Here is a 21824-nt window from a genome sequence, read left to right as displayed (position 1 = left end):
CCGGATAGCATGAATCAAAGTTTGCTAAGATAGTGACGGGCAGAAGCAAACAGTATCGGGGTCATCGTTGAAAGAGAAAAAAAACTGGTCTGTCCGGTATGTCGCAGGGCATCCGGCACGACAAATCCGTCCCATGTCGGCTGACATGCTGGGTAACGGATTACCGGTTGGTTTACCATTATCTGCACCGGAGCAAACTATCCGCGTTGTGGTCTGGAATATCTATAAGCAACAGCGTCCTGACTGGCGCAAAGCCCTTGATCGTATTCTGCATGACACCCAACTGGCGCTGCTTCAGGAAGCACAACCTTCTCCTGAGCTGGTCAGCCTGGCCGGAAAACATCAGCTGGTTGCTGATCAGGTTCCTGCGCTGCATTTTCAGCAGCATCCTTCCGGTGTAATGACACTGGCAACGTCTCATCCAATCTATTGCTGTCCGTTGCAGCAGAAAGAACCCTTATTGCGCCTGCCGAAATCGGCATTAGTCACGGTATATCCACTGCCGGACGGGCGTCAGCTGATGGTAATTAATGTCCATGCTATTAATTTCAGTTTTGGTGTGGATGTTTACCGGCGTCAATTGAATACGGTTGGCTCTCAGATCCGCTGCCATATCGGGCCGGTGATCCTCGGCGGTGATTTTAATGCCTGGAGCAGACAGCGAATGAATGCCCTGAAACGTTTTGCCCGCGCTCAGGGGTTGAAAGAAGTGCTGTTTCCGCATGATATCCGTACCAAAGCATTTGGTCACCCGCTGGATTATCTGTTTTATCGCGGATTTAAGCTGGTTTTATCGGATGTTATGCAGACAGATGCGTCGGATCACCATCCTTTGATTGCCGAATTTCAATAATTCGGCTTGTATCAAAAAAATAATATATAAATATAAATTATATAAACAGTAGTGATTAACTAACTGCTATAGTTAACTCTGTGTTGATGTTATGTGTTATTTATTTAATTTTAATGTTAAATAATTAAACGGAGAAACTAAATGCAGCGTATTGTTATTGTTGGTGGCGGTGCCGGCGGCACGATGGTCGCAAATATTCTGACCAGAAAGCTGTTAAATGATATTTATCAGAAGAAAGTGGAAGTTGTCCTGATTTCAGACAGTGAATGGCACTATTATAAACCTGCGTTTATGTATGTGGCCTTTAATCTGTATCTGAAAGAAGAATTACGGAAGTCACAACGCTCTCTGCTTCGTCCCGAAATTCAGTTTATTCATGATCGTGTGGAGCATTTTGATTTTGCATCACAGATGCTGCAGGGAAAAAGCGGAACCAAATACGAATATGACTATCTGGTGATCGCGACCGGTTGCCAGCCGAGACCCGATCGGATCTCCGGAATGAAAGAAGCCGCCGACCATTTCTATCAGTATCAACCTGCCCGCCAGCTGGCTGAAAAGCTGGCAAAATTCGAAAAAGGCCGGATTTTTATTACCGTTTCTTTCCCGAATACCCCGAACGTTCCTCACCAGTGCGGTATCGCACCGATGGAAACCACGCTGATGCTGGATGATTATTTCCGTCAGCGCCGTGTCCGCCAGGATATCGAAATTGTTTATACCTATCCGACCGTGTCTCAGTTATTGCGTAACTGCCTGTTTATGCAGAAAGATGTTTGTGAAGTTCTGCCGGCGGTCTTTCAGGAGCGCAATATTCAGGCTCAGCGCGGTTTTACCCTGGAGCGAGTCTGCCCGGAAAAGAAAATTGCCTACTCCAAAGAGGGGGAAGAGCAGCCGTTTGATCTGCTGATAGGTACGCCGCCGATTTCTGCGGTGGAATCGGTACGCAATACCGGATTATCCGACGGCGACCCGGAAGAGGGCTGGCTGCCGACAGATCCGGAAACGTTGCAGGTGTACGGGCTGAAAAATGTGTATGTCCTCGGGGATACTGTGGATCTGCCGATCAGTAAAGCAGCGGGCAGTTGTCATAACCAGTCAACCGTCGTGGTGGATAACATTATCGGCGAGATGCGTTTTGGCTATACCACCGCCATTTATGACGGACGGGTTCAGGCGGTCGCGCAGATGGGACTGAATGCGGGGATGCCGCTCCAGTATGATTATAAGCATGATGTGTTACCGACACCGGCAACAAAACTGGGCGGTCTGCTGCGCACCGGTTTTAACCGCGGGCTCTACTGGTCAACCGTTCGCGGTCTGGTATAACGGAGGAAACTGCAATGTCTGCAACAGAACAGATGAATGAACACGCTGCTGCACCAAAACCCGAATTATCCGCAGAGACAGCGGAAAAACTGGCGGTGTTAATGCAGCTGAACCGCTTTGACAATGTGATCGATCTGCTGTCGCTGGTCTCGGATCTGGTCGATATTATCGGCAAGAATGAGGTCAATAAACTGGCGGATAATACGGAGTCGGGTATCGCATTATTGTGGGAAAGCGGGCTGGCGCTGAACAAGGCCAAAATGGAAATGATGTACAGTGATGAAAAGTACAATTTCCGCAATACCTATAAATTACTGAAAGATCAGGACACGCTCAAAGGCATTAATATGGTACTCAGAACGTTACAGATTATGGGCTCCCGTATTCAGCGTATCGATAGCGAACCCTGATACCGGACATAAAAAAACCGGGTGTTGTATTCACCCGGTTTCGTGTTTTCAGAACAGTGAGCTGTCTATACCCGTTTTTTCACACCGGCAAAATAACCGACAGTCAGAATGACCACCCAGGCAATTCCCACCATCAGTGCCACACGTGTATCCGGGAAGTAACCCAGCAGCGCAATCACAAAGACCATAAAGGCGATGGTCAGAGCGGGTGCCACCGGCCACATTGGTACCGGGAATTTCAGGGTTTTGACCTCTTCCGGTTTCATCTTCCGGCGCATTGCCACTTGTGATAACAGGATCATCAGCCAGACCCAGACGGTCGCGAAGGTAGCGATAGAGGCGATAATAATGAAGATTTTTTCCGGGATCAGGTAGTTCAGAACCACACCGATCAGCAGAACTGCACTCATCACCAGAACCGTCATCCACGGTACACCGTTTTTGGTGAGCTTCATAAAGGACTTCGGTGCCTGACCTTCCTGCGCCATGCCGTACATCATCCGGCCTGCGCCGAAGATATCACTGTTAATCGCAGAGACGGCGGCAGTGATCACGACCAGGTTCAGAATATTGGCCGCGTAAGAGATATTCAGTTTCTCGAAAATCTGCACAAACGGGCTGCCGTTATGGCCGATCTGGTTCCACGGGAAGATACACATCAGGATAAACAGTGTCAGCACATAGAACAGCAGAATACGCAGCGGTACTGCGTTGATCGCTTTCGGAATGGTTTTTTCCGGGTTCTGTGCTTCACTGGCGGTGATGCCGATAACTTCAATACCGCCGAAGGCGAACATCACAATGGCCAGTGAGGCTATCACCCCGCTTATTCCGTTCGGCATAAAGCCGCCGAATTCCCATAAGTTACTGATACCGGTAGGATGTGCGGTTTCCTGGCCGAAGCCGAACAGCATAATCGCCGCGCCGCCGACAATCATGGCGATAATCGCGGTGACTTTGACAATCGAGAGCCAGAACTCCATCTCACCGAATATCTTCACGTGACATAAATTCAGCGCGCCAATGAAACACACGATCCCCAGCACCCAGATCCACTGATCGACATCCGGGAACCAGAGCTTCATATAGAAGCCGAAGGCGGTGACGTCCGCGAGACAGACAATCAGCATTTCAAAAACATAGTTCCAGCCGGTGAGAAACCCGGCAAGCGGCCCCATATAATGGCTGGCATATTGTGAAAATGAACCCGGTACCGGATGGTGGACTGCCATTTCGCCCAGCGCACGCATCACCATAAAGACTGCCGCACCCCCGATAAGGTAGGCCAGCAGAACAGCAGGACCCGCCTGCTCAATAGAGGCTGCCGAGCCGTAAAACAGGCCGGTGCCTATCGCCGATCCGAGAGCCATAAAGCGGATGTGCCGCCCTGTAAGCCCCCGTCGTAGCGCCGTATTATTTTCTTTCATGTATTTAATCCTGTCGCTGTCGTGATGAGCAGCGTTTTTACTGATGTGAAACGCGGTCAGAGTCAACCCGGTACTTTAACATAAAGAGTCATGCTGACGGGATAATTATCTGCAATAATACGGTTCTAAACGTAAGGAACAAATGAGTGATGCAATACCCTATTAACGAAATATTTCAGACATTGCAGGGCGAAGGGGTTTTTACCGGCGTTCCGGCCATTTTTGTCCGCTTACAGCGCTGTCCGGTCGGGTGCAGCTGGTGCGATACCAAACATACCTGGGAACAGCTGCCGGAAAAAGCCTGTTCAGCAGAAGACATGATGAATAAAACAGAGGAGGACGACCACTGGGCTTCTCTGAATGCAGACAGCATTATTATGCAGTTTGAGGCGAAAGGTTATACGGCCCGGCATGTGGTGATCACCGGCGGTGAACCGTGCTTATACGATTTGCGGCCGCTGACGGCAGCGCTGGAAGCGCGGGGTTATCAGTGCCAGATTGAAACCAGCGGCACACAACCGGTGCAGTGCAGTGAGAAAACCTGGGTGACAATATCCCCGAAAGTGAATATGCGCGGGGGTTATGATGTACTGACGCCTTCACTGCTGCGGGCTGATGAAGTCAAACATCCGGTCGGGCGGCAGCGGGATATTGATGAACTGGATTTACTGCTGGCGAAACTGCCGGGGGGTAAACAGCCGGTGGTGGCGTTGCAGCCGATCAGTCAGAAACCGGCTGCCACTGCGCTCTGCATTGAGACCTGCATCGCGCGTAACTGGCGTTTCTCGATGCAGACTCACAAATATCTTAATATTGCCTGATTATTCACCGCGGTAAATACAACCTGCGGTACAGGTCTCTTTGACCAGTACGGCACTCAGCATCGGCAGCAGCGGTTTGGTCTGCTGCCAGATCCACTGTGCCAGCACTTCACTGGTCGGGTTTTCCAGCCCCGGGATCTCATTGAGATAGTGATGATCCAGACGGTCATAAATCGGTTTAAACGCCTGTTTGACCTCAGCAAAGTCGATCAGCCAGCCGGTATGTGCATCCACCTCACCACTCAGCTCCAGACGGACGAGAAAGGAATGCCCGTGCAGACGCCCGCATTTATGGCCTTCCGGGACATGCGGCAGGCGGTGGGCGGCTTCAAACTGGAACTCTTTAAAAATCGTGGTGCTCATAACTCTCTCCGGATAATGACGGTATGGCGTAATAAAAGCGTCATTTTACGCAATATTCAGTGAAAATGTTACCAAAAAACAGCAAAGTGACGAATTAATAACAGAAGTATCCGGTGATTTTCCATCGACAAAACCGGTGCTTTTCTCTATGTTGGAACGTCAGAATAATAACGGATACACTCATTTACCGGGTTTACTATGACATCGCCGACCTCAACCTCTCCGCTCGCCGCGCCTGACTGGCAGCACCTGCAACCCTTACTTAATACACTGACACCGCAACAGCTGAACTGGTTGTCGGCCTGGTGCCGTGAACGGGCAGCGGCAATGCCGTCTGCGGCGGGACAGGAACCGGCCGATATTCTGCTGATTGCGGCATCCCAGACCGGTAACGCCCGGCGGGTGGCGGAATCCCTGCGGGATCAGCTGTTCAGTGCGCAGCGGGCCGTGCGTCTGGTAAATGCCGGGGATCTCTCTCTTTCCGGATTTCCGGAATCCCCGCTGGTGGTGCTTATCTGTGCCACCACCGGGGATGGAGACGCACCGGAAGAAGCCCTGCCGCTGTTCCATTTTCTTCATTCTGTTCAGGCACCGTTGCTGACAGAAACCCGTTATGCGGTGCTGGCGCTGGGCAACCGGGCGTATCCGCAGTTTTGTCTGGCCGGAAAGCATTTTGATAACCGCCTGCATGCCCTCGGGGCGCTGCGGATCCTGCCGCGTGCCGAGGCGGACAGTGATTATCAGGCCACTGCAGATAACTGGATCTCTCAGTTACTCCCTGAGCTGCTGAACCTGACACCGCCGGCAGATGCGGAGAGGCTCAGCCGTTTGGCTCACAATGCCGTGGTGCAGATTGATTCACAGCCGCACCGGCGTGATAAACCACAGTCTGCGGTTTTGCGTCGCGCTGTGCGCCTGACGGCAGAGGAGTCGGAAAAGCATGTCTGTCAGATTGCCCTGGATATCCGCGGCACCGGGTTGCGGTATCAGACCGGTGATGCGTTGGGTGTGTATCCGGAAAACAGCCCGGAGCTGGTCAGTGAGCTGCTGGGACTGCTTTGGTTTGACGGCACTGAGCGCGTCACGCTGAAAGGAAAATCGTATTCACTGCGTGAAGCCCTGCTGACGCAGTGTGAGCTGACCATCAACAGCGCACCGGTTGTGGCAGCTTACGCCCGCCTCAGTAACGCGCCGGAACTGCTGGATATGATTGCGGATCCGCAGCAGCTGACGGCGTATGCACAGCGCAGACCGGTGGCGGATATGGTTCGTGAGTTTGCCGTGCAAACCTCCGCACAGGCCTGGGTGGATTGCCTGCCGCCGCTGATGCCGCGCCTTTATTCTATCTCCTCGTCGCCGCTGGTCTCGCCGGATGAGGTGCATCTGACCGCCGGGGTGGTGGAATACCAGACGGACGGGCGCACCCGCTACGGTGCGGCAACCCGTTACCTGACGCATCAGTTACAGCCCGGGGATACGGTTGCCTGTTTTATTGAGCATAATGATCACTTTCGCCTGCCGGATGACCCGGAAAAACCGGTGATTATGATAGGGCCGGGCACCGGTATTGCACCGTTCCGCGCTTTTCTTCAGCAGCGGGCGGCTCAGCAATCCGGCGGAAAAAACTGGCTGATTACCGGCAATCCGCATGAAAAAAGTGATTTTCTGTATGAGGCAGAGCTGACAGACTTTGTGCGTCAGGGCGTGCTGACGCAACTGACAACCGCCTGGTCGCGGGATCAGCCGCAAAAGATTTATGTGCAGGATAAGCTGTCTGAAATGCGGGAAACCGTCTGGCGCTGGCTGGCGCAGGGCGCATACATTTATGTGTGCGGGGATGCTTTCCGGATGGCAAAAGACACGGATACCGCATTACTGGAGATTATCCGCAGTGAAGGGGCGATGTCCGCAGAAGAGGCTCAGGTTTTTCTGAACGGATTACGGACAGCGAAACGTTATCAGCGGGATGTTTACTGATCTTCTGTCTGAATAACGGACGGAACAGTAGCATCTGCGCCGATCTTATGGGAAGATTAGCCGATCTTTTCGGGGGCGGTGATGGGCAAACTGACGCTATTACTTTTAGTTATTCTGGGCTGGCTGCAATATTCATTGTGGTTAGGGAAAAACGGTATTCACGACTATGTACAGGTCAGTGAAGATGTTGTTGCATCAGAACAGGTAAATGCGAAGCTCAAAGCCCGTAACGAACAGTTATTTGCTGAGATCGGCGATCTGAATGACGGGCTCGAGGCTATCGAAGAGCGCGGCCGCAGTGAATTAGGCATGATCAAGCCCGGTGAAAGCTTTTACCGTATCCTGTCCGAAAAACGGACACAGCAGAACGCGCAGTCACAAAGTCGCAGTAACTAACCGCTATGACACTACTTTCTTCCGCAATGACCGGCGCACAACCGGCACCGGAGTTATCCGGTATTTCTGATGATGCTCTGGTCACCGCGCTGATCCCGGCTGCCGGTACCGGTACCCGCATGCAGTGCGAATGCCCCAAGCAATACCTGACAATTGCCGGAAAAACCATTCTGGAACATACCCTCGCTATTCTGCTGGAACACCCGCGTATCACACAGGTGGTGGTGGCGCTGCATCCGCAGGATACGGTGTTCAGTACATTACCGGTCGCACGACATCCCCGCATCCGCACTGTTACCGGCGGTGGTGAGCGGGCGGATTCTGTTCTGGCGGGTCTCGATTATCTGGCGGAGCATACCCCGGAAAACAGCTGGGTGCTGGTGCATGATGCTGCGCGTCCTTGTCTGCAACTTGCGGATCTGAACCGGCTGCTGGCCGTGATGTCAGACACACAGACAGATAACCGCGTGCAGGGGGCGATTCTGGCCTCACCGGTACGCGATACCATGAAGCGGGGTGTGGCATCTGCCGGGTATACCGGTATTGATCATACTGTTGAGCGCACACAGTTGTGGCATGCCCTGACCCCGCAATTTTTCCCGCTTCATCTGCTGCGTACCTGTCTGCAACAGGCGCTGTCTCAGCAGGCCGTGATCACCGATGAAGCGTCCGCACTGGAGTTTTGCGGCTATCAGCCTCTGCTGGTGCCCGGCCGCGCGGATAATATTAAAGTCACACAGCCGGAAGATCTCGCACTTGCCGGGTTCTACCTGTCCAATAACAATAAGGAACAGACAACATGATGAGAATCGGACACGGTTTTGATGTTCATGCCTTCGGCGGCGAAGGCCCGATTGTGATTGCGGGCGTCCGCATTCCTTACGAACAGGGATTACTGGCGCATTCCGACGGTGATGTCGCGCTGCATGCGGCGACTGATGCATTGCTGGGTGCGGCGGCGCTGGGGGATATCGGTAAATTATTCCCGGATACTGATCCTGCCTATAAAGGCGCGGACAGTCGTGTGCTGTTGCGTGAGGCATTCCGCCGTATTCAGGAAAAGGGCTACAGACTGGGTAATCTGGATGTCACCATTATTGCCCAGGCACCGAAAATGCAGCCGCATATCCCGCAGATGCGTGTAAATCTGGCGGAAGATTTGCAGTGTCATATGGATGATATCAATGTGAAAGCCACTACCACCGAAAAACTGGGTTTCACCGGCCGCAAAGAGGGGATCGCCTGTGAGGCGGTGGCGCTGCTTGTGAAGGTTGAAGCATGAGTCTCCCGGTCAGCTATTTCCACGGTAAACCGGCAGCCACCGGCGTGCTGAAAGCACAGCCGGAAGATTTTCTGGTGCAGGAGGATTTGGGGTTTGAACCGGACGGCGACGGCGAACATGTGATGGTCCGTATCCGTAAAACCGGCTGTAACACGCGGTTTGTGGCGGAAGAACTGGCGAAATTCGCGAAAATCGCCGCCCGTGCTGTCAGCTACGCCGGGCTGAAAGATCGTCATGCGGTCACCGAACAGTGGTTTTGTCTGCAGATGCCGGGAAAAGAAACACCCGATTTCACACAGATGCAGCTTGAAGGCTGCGAAGTGCTGGCAGTTAACCGCCAGAAACGCAAATTGCGGATCGGCGCGCTGAAAGGTAATCAGTTTACTATTGTGCTGCGCCGGATCAGCGATCGCGCCGCGACAGAACAGCGTCTGCAGCAGATTGCACAGTCCGGGGTGCCGAATTATTTCGGTGAGCAGCGTTTCGGACGCAACGGTCAGAATCTGTATTTCGCCCGGCGCTGGGCTGACGGTGAAATCAGTGTAAAAGATCGCAGCAAACGCGGTTTTTATCTTTCTGCCGCCCGCAGTGCCATGTTTAACGCGGTGGCAGATGCCCGTCTGACACAACATCTTCAGGCAACCGTATTGCAAGGTGATGCGGTACAACTCGCCGGTCGCGGCAGCTGGTTTGCGGTTCAGGCGGATGAACTGGCGGATGTGCAGCAGCGTCTGGATAACCGTGAACTGCGCATTACAGCGCCGTTACCGGGTAAGGGCGATTTGGGCTCTCAGGATGCGGCACTGGCGTTTGAAACGGAACAGCTGGCACCATGGCAGTCTCTGTGGCAACTGGCGGCGACAGAGGGGGCAGATAATGCCCGTCGTGCGCTGATGCTGTATCCGGAACATTTCACATCTGAATGGATGGATGATGAAACCGTTCGTTTGTCCTTTTTCCTGCCGGCCGGCAGTTTCGCCACCAGTGTTATCCGCGAAATTATTGAGCTGGAAGCGGATCAGGCCGCGGAATTCAGTGAATAATCAACTGACTGATTAACATAAAAAAGGGGCGGAATAATTTCCGCCCCTTTTTTGTTCCGTTTTTTATTTAGCTTTTGCTGCGGTGGCCTTGTCTGTTTCTGCCAGTAACGCTGTCAGATAAATTTTTGCATCCACCGGATCTTTGCCCGGCAGTTTCACCTGATACGGTTTACCGCTGATGGAGGAGCCGGATGCCACTTTATCCACAAACTGTTCTGCGGTGCTCAGACGTTTTTTCGTTTTGCTTAATTTCAGGCGCAGATGTGATTCCGCGTCGGCGGCATTATGCTCACTGCCGTTGCGGATAAAAGTCAGCTGTTCCTGCTTCCCGACGGCAGTCAGCAGATTCTCCACTCTGGTCTCTTCCTGAGGTGACAGCGCAAATGCCTCTGAGACCAGAAGCAGTCCGGCAGCCAGTGCGGTGAACAGGGTTGCGGTAATTCGCCGGCAGATAGCCATGCAGAAATCCTTTCGGTGATAAATAATAATAGCAGTATCATGCAGGTGAATATGAAAAAAGCAATCAGACTAAATCTGTTATAACCCTTTTTTATCGCGGCTAACTTGATAAAATAGTTTTTTAACGTGATAAATGCGCTGCTGCTGACAAAAAAGGATACCGTTGTGCTGAGAATTCTGGTGAGTAATGATGATGGCGTCAGTGCGCCGGGGATCCGGACATTATCTGAGGCGCTGCGGCGTACTTACCATGTGCAGGTGGTTGCTCCGGATCGCAACCGCAGCGGGGCATCCAACGCGCTGACACTCGATCGCCCGCTGCGTACGGTGGTTCACGAGAACGGCGATATTGCGCTGGTGGAAGGCACGCCGACGGATTGCGTTTATATCGGTGCTAATCTGCTGATGCGCCCGCGTCCGGAAATTGTGGTTTCCGGTATTAACTGCGGCCCGAACCTCGGGGATGATGTGATTTACTCCGGTACGGTTGCGGCGGCAATGGAAGGTCGTCACCTGGGATTACCGGCAATTGCGGTCTCCCTGAACGGCGAAACCTATTATGATACGGCGGCAGAAATTACCTGCCGTCTGCTGACTATGTTACAGCAGGTGCCGCTGCGGGCCGGTAATATTCTGAACGTGAATGTGCCGGATATCCCGCTCAGTGAGATAAAAGGAATGAAAGTGACCCGCTGCGGAACGCGCCGGGCACCGGATGTGGTTTATACGCAGATGGATCCGAAAGGGAATCCGCTGTACTGGCTCGGTCCTCCGGGGGAGAAACTGGACACCGGCCCGGATACCGATTTTGCGGCGGTGGATGAAGGTTATGTCTCTGTCACGCCGCTGCATGTTGATCTGACCGCCTACAGTGTGCAGGACAAATTAGAAGACTGGTTACAAAAAGCAGGGGTGATACAGGAATGATCCGCCGGGTGGTACAGGATCTGATGACACAGTTACGTCAGGCCGGGATCCGCGATGAACGTCTGTTACAGGCGATGGCGGCTGTCCCGCGGGAGAATTTTGTCGATGAGGCGCTGACACACAAAGCTTACGACAACACCGCGCTGCCGATTGGCTGCGGTCAGACTATCTCTCAGCCGTTTATGGTGGCGAAAATGACAGAACTGCTGGAACCGGCTCCGCAGGCGCATGTGCTGGAGATTGGCACCGGATCCGGCTATCAGACGGCGATCCTTGCACACCTGGCGGCGCATGTTTACTCTGTTGAGCGGGTGAAAGGGTTACAATGGCATGCCAAACGCCGTTTTAAACAGCTTGATCTGCATAATATTTCCACCCGTCACGGTGACGGCTGGGAGGGCTGGTCGTCCCGTGGTCCGTTTGACGGTATTATTGTCACCGCTGCCGCCAGCGATATCCCCCCCGCGCTGCTCAGCCAGCTGGCGGATAACGGCCGGATGGTGATACCGGTGGGGGAACAGCAGCAGATGCTCAAACTGATCCGCCGCCGGGGCAATGACTTTCATACCCAATCGATCGGAACTGTCCGGTTTGTTCCCCTGGTTCACGGGGATCTGGGATAAAAATGGCTATTTTGGTAACAAGACTTTTTCATTTCGCTTAGTATCTGTTTTAATAATACAATCCTGCCATGCGGTCTGCGGCTGCGTGGTGACTTTCTGATTGTCCGTTTTCGCACTATTTCCAGTTTCGGGAGAAGGAATATGAACTCAAGAAACCCTATGAAAACAATACGATGGGTTGCAATTGGGTCACTGATGAGCACAGTTCTGGCCGGGTGCTCAACGCCGTATCATGCCGCACCAATCAGCAGTGTGGAAGAGAGCAGCAGTGCACCGGTAATGACAGCAGGTAATGATAATAACAACTCATCTGTGTCGACACCGATGCCGGTACGTCCTCAGCTCAGTTCTGCCAATAACACACAACCGGTCAGCCGGAGTGTGCAGCAGCCGCGTTCTGCCGGTGTGCAGACCGGCAACAGTGGCCGGATTCAGTACAACCGTAATTATGATGCGATCCCGAAAGGCAGCTACAACGGAAATACCTATACGGTTCAGCGCGGTGATACCTTATTTTATATTGCCTATATCTCAGGATCTGACTTCCGTGAACTGGCAGCACAGAATAATATTCCTGAACCGTACAGCCTGAACGAAGGGCAGGTGATCCGGTTAGGCAATGGCGGTGGTAATGTTGCACCGGTCAGCAGCGGAACTCAGGTCGCGACAAATAGGAATACTCCGCAAAACAGGGTGGTTGATTCTCAACCAACTAATGCGTATTCTGAATCAGCAGGCGCTAAACCGGCCGGCGGTAAGATGCTCTCATCTCAGGTCACCGCACAGGCAAAAGCGAATAACGGCACTGCCGCTGCCACAGCAGCAACAACGGCCGCCGTTACCGCACCGGCAACAACAACCAGCGCGCCTGCCGCCGTAAATAGTGGTTCCTTTAAATGGGGCTGGCCAGCGGAAGGCAAAGTCATTTCCAACTACACAGGACCTACCAGCGGTAACCGGGGTATTGATATCGGTGGTACACGTGGACAGCCTGTTTTTGCTTCAGCGCCGGGTAAAGTGGTGTATACCGGTAACGCGTTACGCGGCTACGGCAATCTGGTCATCATCAAGCACAATGATGATTTCCTGACAGCCTACGCGCATAACGATTCCATCCTGGTTAAAGATCAGCAGGACGTCGCAGCGGGTCAGAAAATTGCCACGATGGGCAGCAGCGGAACCACATCTGTCAGATTACATTTTGAAATTCGTTACAAGGGAAAATCAGTCAACCCGCTGCAGTACTTACCGCAGCGATAAACGGCAGAACAGCGTGTTCTGCCTGAATTATCGGGGTAGGAGCAAGCTGATGAGCCGTAATCCACTGAACGCTAACGAGTTATACGACGAAGATTTTGCCGCCGGGCAGAATGAAGATGAAGAGCTGTTTGATGAGAAACAGCTGGCAGAGGAAAGTGAATCTGACGATCCCGGCCCGGACATTGAGTTCGTGCAGAGTGTCAGCCAGCGTGTCCTGGATGCTACTCAGCTTTATCTTGGTGAGATAGGCTTTTCACCGCTGCTCAGCGCAGAAGAAGAAGTCTTTTTTGCACGGCGCGCCCTGCGGGGTGATACCGCAGCGCGCCAGCGTATGATTGAAAGTAACCTCCGTCTGGTGGTTAAAATTTCCCGCCGCTACAGTAACCGGGGGCTGGCGCTGCTTGATCTGATCGAAGAGGGCAACCTCGGGCTGATCCGCGCGGTGGAGAAATTTGATCCCGAGAAAGGCTTCCGTTTTTCTACCTATGCCACATGGTGGATCCGTCAGACGATTGAACGGGCTATCATGAACCAGACCCGCACCATCCGTCTTCCGATTCATATTGTCAAAGAACTGAATGTTTATCTGCGTACCGCCCGTGAACTGGCACAAAAGCTGGATCATGAACCGACAGCGGAAGAAATTGCCGAACAGCTGGATAAACCGGTAGATGATGTCAGCCGTATGCTGCGTCTGAATGAGCGCATCACCTCCGTGGATATCCCGGTGGGGGCGGATTCCGACAAAGCACTGCTGGATATTCTGTCTGATGAAAATGATGTCACACCGGAAAACCGGCTGCAGGATAACAACATGCAGCAGAGCATTGTGAAATGGCTGTATGAACTGAATCCGAAGCAGCGGGAAGTACTGGCGCGCCGTTTTGGTTTGCTGGGCTATGAGGCGGAGACGCTGGAAGATGTCGGACGCGAGATTGGTCTGACCCGCGAACGTGTGCGGCAGATTCAGGTGGAAGGTTTACGCCGCCTGAAAGATATCCTGCATAACCACGGGTTGTGTGAGAATTCACTGTTTAACTGAGTGATCCGTAAAACAGCGTTCTCAGCGCAGTTATAAATATGATGCATGCAAAAGGGGGAATAAATTTTCCCCCTTTTTCTTTTGTCCGGTTGTCAGAGCATCTCTTTCAGGCGGTAGAGCCAGTCCAGCGCCTGACGCGGTGTCAGTGAATCCGGGTTAATCCCCGCCAGTGCATCCAGTGCCGGTGCGGCTTCCTCCGGCGCATCCAGCAGATTCATTTGCGGTGTTTCCACATGGCTTGCCGTTGCATTCAGTGACAGTGATTCCAGCTCGCGCAGTTTCTGCTTCGCGCGTTTAATCACATCACGCGGCACTCCGGCGAGCAGTGCAACCGCGAGGCCGTAACTTTTGCTGGCAGCACCGTCCTGCACGCTGTGCATAAAGGCGATAGTATCACCGTGCTCGACCGCATCCAGATGGATATTGGCGACACCTTCCAGTTTATCCGGCAGCGTGGTCAGCTCAAAATAGTGGGTGGCGAACAGTGTCAGTGCTTTGATGCGGTTTGCCAGGCTTTCCGCACAGGCCCAGGCCAGCGATAAACCATCATAGGTGGATGTGCCGCGCCCGATTTCATCCATCAGTACCAGGCTCTGTTCCGTGGCGTTATGCAGGATATTGGCGGTTTCGGTCATTTCCACCATAAAGGTGGAGCGGCCGGACGCCAGATCATCCGATGCCCCGACACGGGTGAAAATCCGATCGACCGGGCCGATAACCGCATTTTCCGCCGGCACAAAGCTGCCGATATACGCAAGCAGTGCGATAAGCGCGGTCTGCCGCATATAGGTACTCTTACCGCCCATGTTCGGGCCGGTGATGATCAGCAGGCGGCGCTGTGGTGACATTGCCAGCGGGTTAGCGATAAACGGCTCTGTCAGAACATGTTCGACAACCGGGTGACGACCGCCGGTGATCTGAATACCGACTTTATCCGTCAGTTGCGGACAGGTGTAATTGAGCGTTTCCGCGCGTTCAGCCAGGTTGGTGAGTACATCCAGTTCCGCCAGGGTGTCTGAACTGCGCTGAAGTGCTTCCAGGTGCGGCAGCAGCAGATCAAACAGCTCATCATAAAGGGCTTTTTCAATCGCCAGTGCTTTGCTCTTGGAGGTCAGAACTTTATCTTCATACTCTTTCAGTTCCGGAATGATGTAGCGCTCGGCGTTTTTCAGGGTCTGGCGGCGGACGTAATGGATCGGTACCAGGTGGCTTTGTCCGCGGCTGACCTGAATATAGTAGCCGTGGACACCATTAAACCCGACTTTCAGTGTATCGATACCGAGTTTTTCCCGTTCGCGGATTTCCAGTTTGTCGAGATAATCACTGGCGCCATCCGCCAGGGCGCGCCACTCATCCAGCTCTTCATTGTAGCCAGGGGCAATCACACCGCCGTCGCGCACCAGTACCGGCGGTGCTTCAACAACGGCCCGCTCCAGCAGAGACTGTAATTCATCAAACTGTCCGATACGCTGTTGCAGTGTCTGAATATACGGATCAGATACCGCACTCAGCTGCGCCTGAATAGCCGGATATTGTGAAAAGGCGTGACGCATCCGCGCCAGATCACGCGGGCGGGCGGTACGCAGTGCCAGTCGTGCCAGCACCCGTTCGAGATCGCCTATCTGGCGCAGAACAGGCTGTAAATCCGGGCTGATTGTCATCAGCGCGGCAATGGCCTGCTGGCGGTTGGCGAGCACCGCTCTGTCACGCAGCGGGGAGTGCAGCCAGCGTTTGAGCATCCGGCTGCCCATCGGGGTCACGCACAGATCCAGTACGGAGGAAAGCGTATTTTCAGTACCACCGCTGAGGTTCTGGGTAATTTCCAGATTGCGGCGCGTGGCGGCATCCAGAATGACATTTTCCTGAAGGTTTTCCAGGGTCACACTGCGGATATGCGGCAGTGAGGTGCGCTGGGTATCTTTAACATATTGCAGCAGACACCCGGCAGCCTGTAAGGCCAGCGGGGCATTTTCCACACCGAAGCCGTGCAAATCCCGGGTGCCGAATTGTAATGTCAGCTGCTGACGGGCGGTTTCCAGTTCAAATTCCCACAACGGACGGCGGCGCAGCCCTTTCTGATTCTGAATAATGGCGAAATCCGCCATATCTTCCGGATAGAGCAGCTCAGCCGGACGGGTACGCTGCAATTCCGCCGCCATCGCGTCTTTATCCTCTAACTGGAGGATACGGAAACGGCCGGATGTGATATCCAGAGTCGCGTAACCAAACCCGCGCGCATCCTGCCAGACCGCAGCGAGCAGGTTATCCTGGCGCTCCTGTAACAGGGCTTCGTCACTGACCGTTCCCGGTGTGACGATACGGATCACTTTACGCTCCACCGGGCCTTTGCTGGTGGCCGGATCGCCGATTTGCTCACAGATAGCAACAGATTCCCCGAGCTGAACCAGTTTTGCCAGGTATCCTTCAACCGCATGGTGCGGGACACCGGCCATCGGGATCGGCTGACCGGCGGTCTGACCGCGTTTGGTCAGTGAAATATCCAGTAACTGTGCTGCCCGTTTGGCATCATCAAAGAACAGCTCATAGAAGTCACCCATCCGGTAAAACATCAGAATATCCGGATGTTGTGCCTTGAGCCGGAAGTACTGCTGCATCATGGGTGTATGGGAATCAACGTTTTGGTTGTCAGTCATAAGAATTCTGTTAACACTCTGAAAGAATTGCGGTTTATCAACTGCCCGTTACCGGGATTGTCTTCATTAATGTGCCTAAAATAACACAGATTATGATGAAAGAGAGGATTCCTTCCCGCACTGCGGTGAATTATTGAAAAGCGTGGAGGAAGATCGCAAAACCGGGGGAAGATGAGCAGATCACGCGAAAAGCCGCGCAATATACGTTTACGCGGCTTCCTCATTCCGTGTTGTTCTGTTCCCTGAACAATCACGTCAGATTTATACAATCAGATACTGCTGTGAATTTAAAATAGCATATTGAATTGTATTTTAAATGTTAAATAAATATCCGGAGCAACGAGTTGTATTTTATTATAATACGATCCGGTTAAATTCAATAAATATTACTAAATGATATGTGGTTTTTTTAATTTATACGAATAGAGGTTATCGTGTATTTACCGTTTGCATCTTCACCACTCTGATAAAAATAAAGATGCCCGCCGATAAAGAAGAAGTTAAATGTTTTACGATCATCGACAACATAGTCAAATTCAAATATGCTGACCAGTCCGAGCGTTGTGGTTAAATAAACCTGCATGGTTTTACCATCTAAGTCAACGCAGCAAAGATAAGTCGTTGCAGTAACATCATCATAAGCTGACTGAATAATATCATAGTAACATCCGAAGTTTTTACTGACGATATTTTCACCCAGAGTGCCGTTTTCATAAATAGGCTTGATCAGATAATTACCCTGCTCATCTTCCACCAGAAAGAAATTTTTCTTACCAACATTATAAGAGACAGTTTGTGGATAAATATGACCTAACTCACCTTTTTCAACCATCGTTAATTTTATTTTACGAGCCATAATGTTACTCCTTTGATATTAATTACACTCCGATGTGGTGTGTTTATAGTTATAAGCAAATAGCATGATGTCAGCAATATTGAAAGTTAATGATCTTATTATTCAAATTATGAAATCTAAAATAAAGTATAGCGTATTATTATGCGGGAAATACTGTTCTCTGTATAAATTATATCCTCTTTAAGTATCCGCCATATAATAACGGTAATTTATTGTAATAATTGTAAATAGTAACGTTACGTGCATAGCCATTATTGCTTATTATCGCACGTAAAGTCCGGAATTTATCAAAATTAGCCGTTAGAATTCATCACCATTTAATTAAACGAAACCGGCTTATATTATGTTACGCCCGATACTTCACACTCTGATTATTACCGGCTCTCTGAGCCTGAGCGCTTTTTCTTATGCTGACGGCCCGACTCTGTCGCTAAGTGTCAGTCAGTCCGGCGGTTCGGCACAAAATGATGATGGCTCTCCTGATGCTACCCGTCCTTCTGAATCCAAATCCCGTATTCTGCCTATCTGGGGTGATGAGGCCCGCGCCCGCGGTTATGATCTTCCCGAACCTTTTGGTGTCGGTTATAACTATATGAATCTGCGGCAGGATATTGTTGTGGATAAAATCGGGTTTATTATGCCGAAAAACCCCGAGACAGCGAGTGCATTATCAGTCGATGCGGGTCATACCCGGGAAAAAAGTGAAACCCATATGCTGAAAGTGGATTCCTGGATTTTTCCGTTTATGAACGTATATGGCTTATACGGTAAAACCAAAGGTAAATCCCACACTATGCTGAATGGCGGTGCCTTTGATCTCGGGTTTACAAAATTGCCGCTGGAATTCCTGGAAGGACAGCCGTTCGACTTGGATTTCGAAGGTAAAACTTATGGTGCCGGTATGACGCTGGCCGGCGGATATAATCAGTTTTTCGGCACCGTTGATCTTAATTATACCAAAACCAATCTGGATATCCTTGACGGCGATATTAAAGCACTGGTGATTTCTCCGCGGGTCGGTTATGAATTTGTCTTTTCACCGTTAATTGCCGGGCAGGGGAACACTAAATTACAGGTCTGGACCGGGGCCATGTATCAGGATATTACTCAGCGGTTTAAAGGGGATATCAGTGGACTGAGCTTACCGGGACAATTTCAGGACTTTGTGGATGCGCTGGATGATCCGGGAATGAAATTTGATGTTGAGCAGCATCTTGCTCATAAATGGAGCAATCTGGTGGGTGCCCGGTTAGAAGTGACCCGCAATTTTAATATCACTTCCGAAGTGGGTTTTAATAACCGTAACAGTTTCTTTATTTCCGGAGAGTTCCGTTTTTAATGATATGTCGTTATTGCGCCGCCGGGCTGGCATTTGCCGGTCTGGCGGCGGTTCACACAGCAAACGCCGGTTATTTACCTTCCAGGGAATACATTGATGATGCACTGTCCGGACTGGGCAGTAATAATCAGTTTGACCGCAGCAAAACCGTCGATTGGGGGGTATTACCCGGCCCGTTTTATACCCCTGAACTGGAATTGGGTGTCGGGGTGGCGCTGGTCGGTATGTATCAGGCGGATAGTGATCCTGACAGTAAAATATCCACTTTATCCCTCAGTGGTTTTGCCTCCTCAACCGGGGCGTTCGGGCTTAATCTGAATAATTACACCTATCTGGATAAGGATAACTGGCGCTTTTATCTCAGCGGCACAATTAATAACGTGCCGACGGATTACTGGGGAAAAGGGTATCAGGCCGGGCGCGTCAGTGATCATTTCGGTGAATATAAGTCACAGCAATTGCGGCTGACGCCGTCACTGCTGCGCCGTGTGGCGGATGATACCTATCTGGGGGTAGGCTGGGATTTCAGCACACTGAATGCTGCCTCGCCGGATAAACCGTTCAGCCGCTATATGGATGAGCATGACTATGACCGGCATGCGGTCAGTTCCGGGGTCAGCGCCACCTTCAGTTATGACAGCCGGGACTTCCTGCCGAATGCCCGTCAGGGGCAGGCGCTGGATCTGCGTTATACCTGGTATGCGCCGTCACTCGGCAGTGATACGCGGTTTAATACCACCGAGATTCAGTACAACTATTATTATCCGCTGGATGACAAAACGGTACTGGCATTTGATAACTACGCGCGCTTTGCATCCGGAGATGTGCCGTGGGATCAGTACTCCCGGCTGGGTAACGGACGGCAGATGCGCGGGTATTACGATGGACGCTATCAGGATAATCATGTCTTTGCCTCACAGGTGGAATACCGGCGCAAGCTGGACTGGCGGCACGGTATTGTGCTCTGGGCCGGCGGCGGGACGATGAGTGAGAGTGCGCGTCATCTCGGCGGCGGTCACTGGCTGCCGAACGTGGGTGTGGGGTATCGTTTTGAATTTAAACCACGGATGAATGTGCGGCTCGATTTTGGTGTCGGAAAACAGAGCAGCGGTTTTTATTTCCAGGTCGGGGAAGCCTTCTGATGCGGGTATTTATCAGCGCAATTGTCATGATGGTGCTGTTATCCGGCTGTCAGAGCCGGATGGCGGATGTGCCGGTTATCCGCGCCGATCTTTCTCCGCAAACCACGGAAATGGCAGCTCAGGCATTTCCGGTTGCAGATGAGGTGAGTGCGCCTGACGGGCTGCGTCCCTGCTGCGCATTCGGCTATGATCTGCGGGCAAAGCTGGGGCCGTTCCCGGTGCCGTTTTACACCATCGGTAATGTGCTGACCGCCGGTGATTTGGGGGAGCATGTTTACAATGACAGCTTTTGGTTTGGCGTGGCAGACGTTATCGGCCTGAGTAATGAAAACCTCGGGATCATCTATTCCCGCCACGGCGGATTTATTGATATTGCCCATGTGCGGGATACCGCTGATTACACATATTACCTGTTCACGCAAATCTATCCGCACCTCGGTGAAGCCCGGATGCTGACGCTGTCGGATGAACTGTCTTCCCGCCGTATTCAGTTCCGCCGTTTTACCCCGCCGCCGGATCCGGCAGAGCGCTATACCCTGAGTGTGTATCTGGCGGCACGGCTCGCGTTTCGCCTGGCGGCATGGCATGAAATCGCCCAGTGGTACGGTTATCATTCTGTTCCCGGTTTTTCTGAGGAAATCTCGGCATTTACCCCGGAAGATCTCTATTCCAACCTGCTGGGGGCACGCCTTGCCATCACATTGCTGTTACAGGGGCATGGCGGATCAGTCGCTGATTTTAACCGCGGAATGGACGGTATCCTCCCGCAGGCGCTGGCACAACTGGATGCACAGCCCGCCGCCGTCACCCGGCAGATGTTTGACAGTATTGACGGGCTCTGGTGGGATAAGCGGCAGCGGGTACCGGAGAAGTTTCTGGTGCTGCGCCGTGATTACCGTGTGAGTGATGACCGGCTGCCGTCACAGCCGCCGCAGGAAACTGCTGCCGAGATGCGGCTGGCGCTGCCTCAGCATTACCGGGGCTGGTCTCTGGCGGATTTGGCGTCCTTTGAATTATGGCGGACAAACTCTCCCGGAAATCTGCCGGTGACCGCACTGCCGTTTACCGAAGCGGATTTTCCGGCACTGACAGCGCATGCGGCGGCTGAGGATAAAAAAACAGCGCCGGTGTCAGTGCAGCGAAATCAGTAACAGCGGGAGAACCCGGCCGGGCAGGGATTCCGACGGCGTTTCCCCGATACGGATAGCTCCTTGGCGGATATAAAATGCCTCCGCATTCGGGTCCGCATCCACCAGAAGGGCGCTGATACACTGTGTCCGGGCGGAGGAAACCGCCCACTGATACAGCGCGCTGCCGATCCCCTGATGTAAATAATCCGGATGCACAAAAAGTTTGGAAAGTTTTCCGTTCTCTTCCTGGCGGTTGATGGTCAGCTGCACAACACCGGCGATTTTGCCGTTGATCCGTGCAGTCATCAGCCGTGAACGGTCAAAATCAGCGGAGGTAATGGTCAGTTCATCCCGGCAGGTCGCCATAAAGGTTTCATCATATCCCCAGTGCTGTTTTGAGCGCAGGCACAGACGGGTCAGATACTCCGCTTCATCACGCTGAGGCGGGGCGAGTAAAAAAACGGGTGCTTCTGTGGTCATAACGATCAAAT

Annotated in this window: 22 protein-coding genes; 16 read left to right on the top strand and 6 right to left on the bottom strand. The window is 52.3% G+C overall.

Annotation, left to right across the window (positions count from 1 at the left end; translation table 11 throughout):
• The first annotated feature begins 67 nt into the window (after positions 1 to 67).
• From ACF8OF_RS03230 to ACF8OF_RS03220, 3 genes are all read left to right on the top strand, one after another.
• A complete protein-coding gene (locus ACF8OF_RS03230) occupies positions 68 to 853 on the top strand; it encodes an endonuclease/exonuclease/phosphatase family protein (RefSeq protein ID WP_392495702.1) in 786 nt (261 codons plus the stop codon).
• A gap of 141 nt (positions 854 to 994) precedes the next feature.
• Positions 995 to 2182: an FAD/NAD(P)-binding oxidoreductase gene (locus tag ACF8OF_RS03225; protein WP_392495700.1), complete on the top strand. Its 1188-nt coding sequence runs from the start codon at positions 995 to 997 to the stop codon at positions 2180 to 2182.
• A gap of 14 nt (positions 2183 to 2196) precedes the next feature.
• On the top strand, positions 2197 to 2592 hold the full coding sequence (locus ACF8OF_RS03220) for a hypothetical protein (RefSeq protein WP_262883792.1): 396 nt from the start codon (positions 2197 to 2199) through the stop codon (positions 2590 to 2592).
• A gap of 65 nt (positions 2593 to 2657) precedes the next feature.
• Here the strand turns inward: ACF8OF_RS03220 and ACF8OF_RS03215 are convergent, their stop codons facing one another.
• On the bottom strand, positions 2658 to 4019 hold the full coding sequence (locus ACF8OF_RS03215; protein WP_262861420.1) for an amino acid permease: 1362 nt from the start codon (positions 4017 to 4019) through the stop codon (positions 2658 to 2660).
• A gap of 149 nt (positions 4020 to 4168) precedes the next feature.
• Between ACF8OF_RS03215 and queE the strand changes: the two genes are divergently transcribed.
• The gene (gene queE, locus ACF8OF_RS03210; RefSeq protein WP_279796141.1) at positions 4169 to 4840 is read left to right on the top strand and encodes a 7-carboxy-7-deazaguanine synthase QueE; all 672 of its coding nucleotides are present in this window, start codon (positions 4169 to 4171) and stop codon (positions 4838 to 4840) included.
• Here queE and queD read toward each other — a convergent pair whose 3' ends face one another.
• On the bottom strand, positions 4841 to 5203 hold the full coding sequence (gene queD / locus ACF8OF_RS03205; RefSeq protein WP_262883789.1) for a 6-carboxytetrahydropterin synthase QueD: 363 nt from the start codon (positions 5201 to 5203) through the stop codon (positions 4841 to 4843).
• A gap of 198 nt (positions 5204 to 5401) precedes the next feature.
• Between queD and ACF8OF_RS03200 the strand changes: the two genes are divergently transcribed.
• From ACF8OF_RS03200 to truD, 5 genes are all read left to right on the top strand, one after another.
• On the top strand, positions 5402 to 7180 hold the full coding sequence (locus tag ACF8OF_RS03200; protein WP_392495699.1) for a sulfite reductase flavoprotein subunit alpha: 1779 nt from the start codon (positions 5402 to 5404) through the stop codon (positions 7178 to 7180).
• A gap of 81 nt (positions 7181 to 7261) precedes the next feature.
• Positions 7262 to 7576, top strand: a complete 315-nt coding sequence (gene ftsB / locus ACF8OF_RS03195) for a cell division protein FtsB (protein WP_262861416.1) — start codon at positions 7262 to 7264, stop codon at positions 7574 to 7576.
• A 26-nt stretch (positions 7577 to 7602) separates the two neighbouring features.
• Positions 7603 to 8379, top strand: a complete 777-nt coding sequence (ispD, locus tag ACF8OF_RS03190) for a 2-C-methyl-D-erythritol 4-phosphate cytidylyltransferase (RefSeq protein WP_392495708.1) — start codon at positions 7603 to 7605, stop codon at positions 8377 to 8379.
• On the top strand, positions 8379 to 8858 hold the full coding sequence (gene ispF / locus ACF8OF_RS03185; RefSeq protein WP_392495707.1) for a 2-C-methyl-D-erythritol 2,4-cyclodiphosphate synthase: 480 nt from the start codon (positions 8379 to 8381) through the stop codon (positions 8856 to 8858). Before ispD ends, ispF begins: the two co-directional genes overlap by 1 nt.
• Entirely contained in the window at positions 8855 to 9901 is a 1047-nt protein-coding gene (gene truD / locus ACF8OF_RS03180; RefSeq protein ID WP_279796133.1) for a tRNA pseudouridine(13) synthase TruD, read from the top strand. Before ispF ends, truD begins: the two co-directional genes overlap by 4 nt.
• Before the next feature lie 63 nt (positions 9902 to 9964).
• Here the strand turns inward: truD and ACF8OF_RS03175 are convergent, their stop codons facing one another.
• Complete coding sequence (locus ACF8OF_RS03175) at positions 9965 to 10360, bottom strand: DUF5329 domain-containing protein (RefSeq protein ID WP_279796132.1); 396 nt, start codon at positions 10358 to 10360, stop codon at positions 9965 to 9967.
• A gap of 165 nt (positions 10361 to 10525) precedes the next feature.
• Between ACF8OF_RS03175 and surE the strand changes: the two genes are divergently transcribed.
• The 4 genes from surE (at position 10526) to rpoS (ending at position 14212) form a co-directional block, all read left to right on the top strand.
• A complete protein-coding gene (surE, locus tag ACF8OF_RS03170) occupies positions 10526 to 11287 on the top strand; it encodes a 5'/3'-nucleotidase SurE (protein WP_392495698.1) in 762 nt (253 codons plus the stop codon).
• A complete protein-coding gene (locus ACF8OF_RS03165) occupies positions 11284 to 11910 on the top strand; it encodes a protein-L-isoaspartate(D-aspartate) O-methyltransferase (protein ID WP_274370376.1) in 627 nt (208 codons plus the stop codon). Before surE ends, ACF8OF_RS03165 begins: the two co-directional genes overlap by 4 nt.
• A gap of 141 nt (positions 11911 to 12051) precedes the next feature.
• Positions 12052 to 13170 (top strand): murein hydrolase activator NlpD, encoded by a 1119-nt coding sequence (gene nlpD, locus ACF8OF_RS03160; RefSeq protein WP_262864390.1) that lies wholly within the window; start codon positions 12052 to 12054, stop codon positions 13168 to 13170.
• Between the two features lie 49 nt (positions 13171 to 13219).
• A complete protein-coding gene (gene rpoS / locus ACF8OF_RS03155; RefSeq protein WP_279796130.1) occupies positions 13220 to 14212 on the top strand; it encodes an RNA polymerase sigma factor RpoS in 993 nt (330 codons plus the stop codon).
• 92 nt (positions 14213 to 14304) lie between these two features.
• On the opposite strand, the gene mutS is transcribed toward rpoS, so the two are convergent.
• Both mutS and ACF8OF_RS03145 read right to left on the bottom strand, forming a co-directional pair.
• A complete protein-coding gene (gene mutS / locus ACF8OF_RS03150) occupies positions 14305 to 16866 on the bottom strand; it encodes a DNA mismatch repair protein MutS (protein ID WP_392495697.1) in 2562 nt (853 codons plus the stop codon).
• Positions 16867 to 17275: 409 nt separating this feature from the next.
• On the bottom strand, positions 17276 to 17722 hold the full coding sequence (locus ACF8OF_RS03145) for a hypothetical protein (protein ID WP_279796128.1): 447 nt from the start codon (positions 17720 to 17722) through the stop codon (positions 17276 to 17278).
• A 343-nt stretch (positions 17723 to 18065) separates the two neighbouring features.
• On the opposite strand from ACF8OF_RS03145, the gene ACF8OF_RS03140 reads away from it, so the two are divergent.
• Genes ACF8OF_RS03140 through ACF8OF_RS03130 form a run of 3 tightly spaced genes read left to right on the top strand, consistent with a single transcriptional unit; the run spans position 18066 to position 21354 of the window.
• The gene (locus ACF8OF_RS03140; protein ID WP_279796127.1) at positions 18066 to 19061 is read left to right on the top strand and encodes a hypothetical protein; all 996 of its coding nucleotides are present in this window, start codon (positions 18066 to 18068) and stop codon (positions 19059 to 19061) included.
• Positions 19061 to 20203 (top strand): BamA/TamA family outer membrane protein, encoded by a 1143-nt coding sequence (locus ACF8OF_RS03135; protein ID WP_279796126.1) that lies wholly within the window; start codon positions 19061 to 19063, stop codon positions 20201 to 20203. The genes ACF8OF_RS03140 and ACF8OF_RS03135 overlap by 1 nt, the downstream gene beginning before the upstream one ends.
• A complete protein-coding gene (locus tag ACF8OF_RS03130) occupies positions 20203 to 21354 on the top strand; it encodes a DUF4056 domain-containing protein (protein WP_392495696.1) in 1152 nt (383 codons plus the stop codon). The genes ACF8OF_RS03135 and ACF8OF_RS03130 overlap by 1 nt, the downstream gene beginning before the upstream one ends.
• Here the strand turns inward: ACF8OF_RS03130 and ACF8OF_RS03125 are convergent.
• Entirely contained in the window at positions 21334 to 21813 is a 480-nt protein-coding gene (locus ACF8OF_RS03125) for a GNAT family N-acetyltransferase (protein WP_072872323.1), read from the bottom strand. The genes ACF8OF_RS03130 and ACF8OF_RS03125 overlap by 21 nt on opposite strands.
• Positions 21814 to 21824: the final 11 nt, after the last annotated feature.

Origin of the sequence: Morganella sp. TYF_1 (assembly GCF_043105645.1) — a bacterium.
In the GTDB taxonomy this organism is placed as follows: domain Bacteria; phylum Pseudomonadota; class Gammaproteobacteria; order Enterobacterales; family Enterobacteriaceae; genus Morganella; species Morganella morganii_B.
Note: the sequence above shows the minus strand (reverse complement) of the source record. Positions and strands in the feature narration are given on the sequence as shown.